This window comes from Acinetobacter sp. YH01008, from assembly GCF_013420435.1.
GTDB classification, from domain to species: Bacteria; Pseudomonadota; Gammaproteobacteria; order Pseudomonadales; family Moraxellaceae; genus Acinetobacter; species Acinetobacter pseudolwoffii.
This window is the reverse complement of the sequence record NZ_VOYD01000007.1, coordinates 113,999-119,998: the sequence shown is the minus strand read 5'-3', so window position 1 is coordinate 119,998 and position 6,000 is coordinate 113,999. Positions and strand designations below refer to the sequence as shown.

The following is a 6,000-nucleotide window of genomic DNA, read 5'->3' as shown; positions in this document are numbered from 1 at the left end:
CACAAACCTCATAAAGTTCTGAATCCTCATGATGATCAACAACTTCAAGGAAAATTAGTTCACTAATATTTTCTGCAAATTTTTTGTATTTTTCAGGCACTTCTAGTTGATATAGCTCTACTAAATCATCTAGTTTTTTAGCGCAAGCATCACCAAAAATCTCTAATAATTTTTCCTCATATTCTTGACAGCGCATACCTTGTCCTGAAACGTGAGTACATTCAGAAAAGCCTGTATTTGCATTAATAAAATCAGCATAGGTGGGGCATTTATCGGAGAGTGATTGATTCGTTTTTTCAGGGTACGAAGAACAATCATAGCCTAAATCTACAATATCGGTTTCATAGAAATCATTCTTTGACCACTCACCATAGACCCATGATGCAAATTCCTTAATAAACCCATCTTTATTTTCAGGGGATACAAAATAAGCAAGGTCTTGCTCTACTTTCTTTAAGCTTTCAGTCAAGTATTTCATTGCAAGTTTTTTTAAAATTTAATACCTAAATTGTATATGTTTGACTATATTTGTCAATATAATTATTTGCTATCAATCACTCTTCTTAAAAAAAACCCAATTTCCGTCTGCTGGCCTTTGGTCTGGCCTTTGCCGCGGGCGCCATGATCTATGTTTCTTTAACCGAAATTCTGAATAAATCGATTGCCTCCTTTAGTCTGGCTTTTGATGAAAAAACCGGTTTTGCCTTTGGCACCTTTGCATTTTTGTTGGGCGTGATTCTGGTGTTATTGCTGGATCATTTTGTGCCAAATCCGCATGAAACTGTTGAAACGCATGCCAGTGAGGGCGTCAGTTCACCGCAACTATTGCGTACCGGCATGCTGACTTTATTCGCCATTAGCGCACATAACCTGCCAGAAGGTCTGGCGACCTTTTTTGCCACGCTGGAAAGTCCTGCCTTGGGTGCGCCTTTGGCGGTGGCAATTGCGATTCATAATATCCCGGAAGGTGTGGCAATTGCCTTGCCAGTGTATATGGCGACCGGACGCAAAGATTATGCGCTCTGGGCCAGTCTGGTGTCGGGACTGGCTGAACCTTTGGGTGCCGCCTTGGGCTATTTTATTCTGGCGCCTTATATGAGCGATACGGTATATGGTCTGGTGTTTGGCCTGATTGGCGGGGTGATGGTCTATCTGGCACTGGATGAGTTATTGCCGACGGCAAAACGTTATGCCGAAGGACATGAAACCGTCTATGGACTGGTGAGTGGCATGGCTGCACTGGCAACCAGTCTGGTGATCTTTAAGTTTATTCAGTAAGTCCTGTTACAAGTCGGCCATGCAATAAAGCATGCAATAAAAAAGGCAGCCGAAGCTACCTTTTCCGACTTTAAAAATGATGATTTATGCGATCTTTTCAATACGACAATAGAAGAAGCCATCGCCTTGATCTGCTTTCGGCAACAACTGACGACCATGTATCTGTTCGATGCCCCAATCGGCTTCGATCTTGATTTCCTTGGCATCGGCATGCTGGGCAAAAAACTCGACCATCTGCTGTTCATTTTCCGCTTTCAGAATCGAACAGGTAATGTAGAGCAAGGTGCCGCCGACTTTTAACTGCTGCCACATATTTTCCAGAATCTGCTTTTGCAGCGCGACGGTTTGCGGAATATCTGTAGAATGACGCAGCAAACGGATATCCGGATGGCGACGGATCACACCGATGGCAGAACATGGTGCATCCAGCACAATACAGTCGACCGGTTCAGACGCTGTCCAGCTAATGGCATCGGCTGCAATAATTTCAACTTCGGCATAATCGGTTAACAGTAAGCGTTCCAGATTTTCTGCCACACGAACCAAACGTTTCGCGTCCTGATCAATTGCATAAAGTTTTTTCGGACTATACTTTTCCAGAATGTGTGCAGTCTTACCACCCGGTGCAGCGCAGGCATCTACTACAACTTTTCCTTCCAGATCAGGTGTTAAGGTTGCACATAGCTGGGCGTGTTCATCCTGAACCGAGAAGCCGCCGGCTTCATAGCCCGGCAGGTTTGGAATATGCACATTCTGTTCCAGTACAATCCCGACTTCAGACAGGCTGCAAGCACGTGCTTCATAGCCTTCTTCTTCCAGAATTTCCAGATATTCATCACGGCTAACCTGATTGACATTAACACGCAAGGTCAGCGGTGCAATCTGTTTTAACTCGTGCGACAGTTCAGCCAGCTGTTCCGGCCAGTCTTTCTTTAAACGTTTGAATAACCAGCTTGGCAGGCCATGTGCCTGATTTAACGCCAGATCAAATTCTTCTGTTTCACGTGAAACACGACGTAACACCGCATTGACCAGACCACTTAAAGGTTCAAAGCCCAGCTGTTTGGCGGCAGTCACGGTTTCTGAAATGGCGGCATGTGCCGGAATGCGGGTACATAGAATCTGATATAAACCCAAATATAAGCAGCTTTCTAGGGCCTGGTTATCAAGGGGTTTAGTTAATAACGGCAGGGTAATGGCTTTCAGGCCATGCCACTGACGTAAACAGCCCAAGGTTAACTCGTGATATAAACCACGGTCACGTTCAGACACGATATTGATATGTTGATTGAGTACTGAAGCAAGTGATTGGCCATTTTGTACAGCCAAGAGTGTTTTGACAACTTGCGCGCGCAAATTCAAGTTTTTAGCTGATGATTGAATTTGGCTCATGCGAATTTATATCCTACCGATAGTTTTTGAGTTTGATTAATTTGAACAGCATTCAGGGCTTTGCCACCTGGCCATTGCAGATTGGTGATGCAAATGGCGTTCTGATCACCACACATCACATGTACGCCGTCTTTATCTAGGGCAATCACTTCACCAGGCAGAGCAGTGCTTGCGTTGTGCGTAGAAAGTGATGAGTTCCAGATGCGTAAATTGTTGCTGTCATCCAGCGGGGTAAAGGCTACTGGCCAAGGATTAAAAGCGCGGATATTACGGTCAATCTCTGCCGCAGCTTGTGTCCAGTCAATTTGCGCTTCTGCTTTAGACAGTTTATGTGCATAGACCGTCAGGCTGTCATCTTGCACTTCACGCTGTGCTAAATAGTGCTGCAAGGTCTGTTCCGATTCTAAAACCTTTAGCGTCGCTTCAGCGCCCTGTAGCGCCAGTTTGTCATGCAGACTGGCAGAGGTATCTTCGGCGGTAATTGGACAGATGGTTTTGTACATCATGTCCCCGGTATCCAGACCAGCCGCCATTTTCATAATGGTCACACCGGTCTCGGCATCGCCAGTGGCAATCGCGCGCTGAATCGGGGCTGCACCGCGCCAGCGTGGCAACAGGGAACCATGAATATTCAGGCAACCATATTTTGGTGTATCCAGAACCACTTGTGGCAGGATCAGGCCATAGGCCGCCACCACCATCACATCTGCATTTAAGGCTTTGAGTTCTGCTTGCGCTGCCAGACCTTCTTCAGTCGAAGATTTGAAATGAAGCGGTTGGTAGACTGGAATATTGTGTTCAAGCGCCAACTGCTTGACCGCAGATGCCGTGAGTTTTTGTCCGCGTCCGGCCTTGCGGTCAGGCTGGGTATACACCGCCACAATTTCATGCTCGGTTTTGAGCAGCGCAGCCAATGCAGTCGCTGCAAATTCTGGTGTGCCTGCAAATATGATCTTCACACATGAAATTCCAAATAAACTTAAAGCGTATTATAAGCCAAAAGCCAAATTTCAGCCTAATCGTTGCAAAAACTTATTGGATAAGACCGGTGAGTGCTTGAATTTCAGTAGAATTTTTATATAAAAAAAACTCATGCAAATTGTAAAAATTATTCATGAAAGTTTTGTATTGTCCTGATGATGATGACGGTATAGTAGATTTCATCAAGAAATTTTTATCGTCAGATCATTACGACCTCTCTATAGACATTTTTGCCTGCATCTACAACCAAAGGGTCATCTTGTAAAACAAGGGCTTGTAGTATGATAGGTGTAAAATTTAACTGATTTAAGCTTATTGTCAGTATGATTTAGCCAGAGTGGATCTGTCCGGTTCATTTCAAGCTCAAACTTTGTTGGAAATATAAAATGCCTGACTATCGTTCAAAAACATCGACACACGGAAGAAATATGGCTGGCGCACGCGGTTTATGGCGTGCTACCGGAATGAAAGATGAAGATTTCGGTAAGCCGATTATTGCGGTGGTGAACTCGTTCACCCAGTTTGTACCGGGTCATGTGCATCTCAAAGACCTGGGTCAACTGGTGGCACGTCAAATTGAAGCGTCAGGCGGTGTGGCAAAAGAATTCAATACCATTGCAGTCGATGACGGCATCGCGATGGGTCATGACGGCATGCTGTATTCATTGCCTTCGCGTGACCTGATTGCAGACTCGGTCGAGTACATGGTCAATGCGCATTGCGCCGATGCCATGGTGTGTATCTCAAACTGTGACAAAATTACCCCGGGCATGTTGATGGCTGCGATGCGTCTGAACATTCCCGTGGTATTTGTCTCTGGTGGCCCGATGGAAGCGGGTAAAGTCCAAATCCGTGGTAATGAACAGGCGATTGACCTTGTTGATGCGATGATCGTGGCTGCAGATGACAACTATACTGACGAAGAAGTCAAAGCCTATGAACGTTCTGCATGTCCAACCTGTGGTTCATGTTCAGGAATGTTCACGGCGAATTCCATGAACTGCTTAACCGAAGCGCTTGGTTTATCTTTACCGGGTAATGGCTCTACGCTGGCAACGCATGCCAACCGTAAAAAATTATTCGAGCGTGCAGGCCAGTTGATTGTGGAAATCACCAAGCGTCATTATGAGCAAAATGATTACAGCGTGTTGCCACGTAATGTTGCGACCAAAGCATCGTATGAAAATGCCATGACTTTGGACATCGCGATGGGTGGTTCAACCAACACCGTTCTTCACTTGTTGGCAGCTGCTCACGAAGCAGAAGTAGACTTCACCATGGACGATATCGACCGTTTATCTCGTAAAGTGCCTGTACTGTGTAAAGTGGCACCTGCGGTTAAAAACGTTCATATGGAAGATATTCACCGTGCCGGCGGCATTATGTCGATCCTCGGTGAACTAGACCGTGGTGGTTTACTGGATACTTCTGTACCTACTGTACATGAAGCGACCTTAAAAGATGCCTTAGACAAGTGGGACATCATCCGTACTGAAGATGAAGAGGTGTATAACTTCTTCAAATCGGCACCGGGCGGTGTACCAACCCAAACAGCGTTCTCACAAGATCGTTATTACACCCGTCTAGATGGCGACCGTGAAAATGGTGTAATACGTAATGTTGAACATGCCTTCTCGCAAGACGGCGGTTTGGCAGTGCTTTACGGCAACATTGCACTGGATGGTTGTATCGTCAAAACTGCGGGTGTAGATGACTCTATCTTGAAATTCAACGGCACAGCACGTGTATTTGAAAGCCAGGATGATGCAGTTGAAGCCATTCTTGGTGGGAAAATCGTGGCAGGTGATGTGGTGCTGATCCGTTATGAAGGTCCACAGGGTGGTCCAGGCATGCAAGAAATGTTGTACCCAACCAGCTACTTAAAATCGAAAGGTTTAGGTAAAGACTGTGCACTTGTCACTGATGGCCGTTTCTCTGGTGGTTCTTCAGGTCTTTCCATTGGTCACGTTTCCCCAGAAGCAGCTGAAGGCGGCACAATTGCCCTGGTTGAAGATGGCGACCGTATCGAAATTGATATTCCAAACCGTAGCATTCATTTAGCCGTTGCTGAAGATGTATTGGCAGCACGCCGTGAAGTACAAGAAGCCAAAGGTTGGAAGCCTGCAAAGGAACGTCCACGTAAAGTATCTAAAGCGCTGAAAGCCTATGCAATGCATGCCACCAGTGCGGCGAAAGGTGCGGTACGTGATATCTAAGCTGTAATTTTACAGATTTAAATAGCACTCCAGATGGGGTGCTTTTTTTATACAAGAAACTATCTTAAAATGAAAGAGGACTCCACCCGACAGTCAGGGTGGAGGTGAATTTCGTAAGTTTTTTAATTTAGCT

The 6,000-nt window shown here is 45.6% G+C and carries 4 protein-coding genes and 1 pseudogene; 2 read left to right on the top strand and 3 right to left on the bottom strand.

Translation table 11 applies throughout. The features are described from left to right. Positions 1-478, bottom strand: a 478-nt coding sequence (locus FTT75_RS06525; protein WP_180186121.1) for a hypothetical protein, incomplete at its 3' end; no start/stop codon positions are given. An 89-nt stretch (positions 479-567) separates the two neighbouring features. On the opposite strand from FTT75_RS06525, the pseudogene zupT reads away from it, so the two are divergent. Beyond that, positions 568-1,278 (top strand): annotated as a pseudogene (zupT, locus tag FTT75_RS06520) (zinc transporter ZupT); the annotation flags it as partial. Positions 1,279-1,362: 84 nt separating this feature from the next. On the opposite strand, the gene rsmB reads toward zupT, so the two are convergent. Continuing rightward, positions 1,363-2,670, bottom strand: coding sequence for a 16S rRNA (cytosine(967)-C(5))-methyltransferase RsmB (gene rsmB / locus FTT75_RS06515; RefSeq protein ID WP_180186120.1), 1,308 nt, complete (start codon positions 2,668-2,670; stop codon positions 1,363-1,365). Then, positions 2,667-3,629, bottom strand: a complete 963-nt coding sequence (fmt, locus tag FTT75_RS06510) for a methionyl-tRNA formyltransferase (protein ID WP_180186119.1) — start codon at positions 3,627-3,629, stop codon at positions 2,667-2,669. Before fmt ends, rsmB begins: the two co-directional genes overlap by 4 nt. 408 nt (positions 3,630-4,037) lie before the next feature. Here fmt and ilvD point away from each other — a divergent pair, with 408 nt between their 5' ends. Next, the gene (ilvD, locus tag FTT75_RS06505; RefSeq protein WP_100357653.1) at positions 4,038-5,867 is read left to right on the top strand and encodes a dihydroxy-acid dehydratase; all 1,830 of its coding nucleotides are present in this window, start codon (positions 4,038-4,040) and stop codon (positions 5,865-5,867) included. The last annotated feature ends 133 nt before the right edge of the window (positions 5,868-6,000 follow it).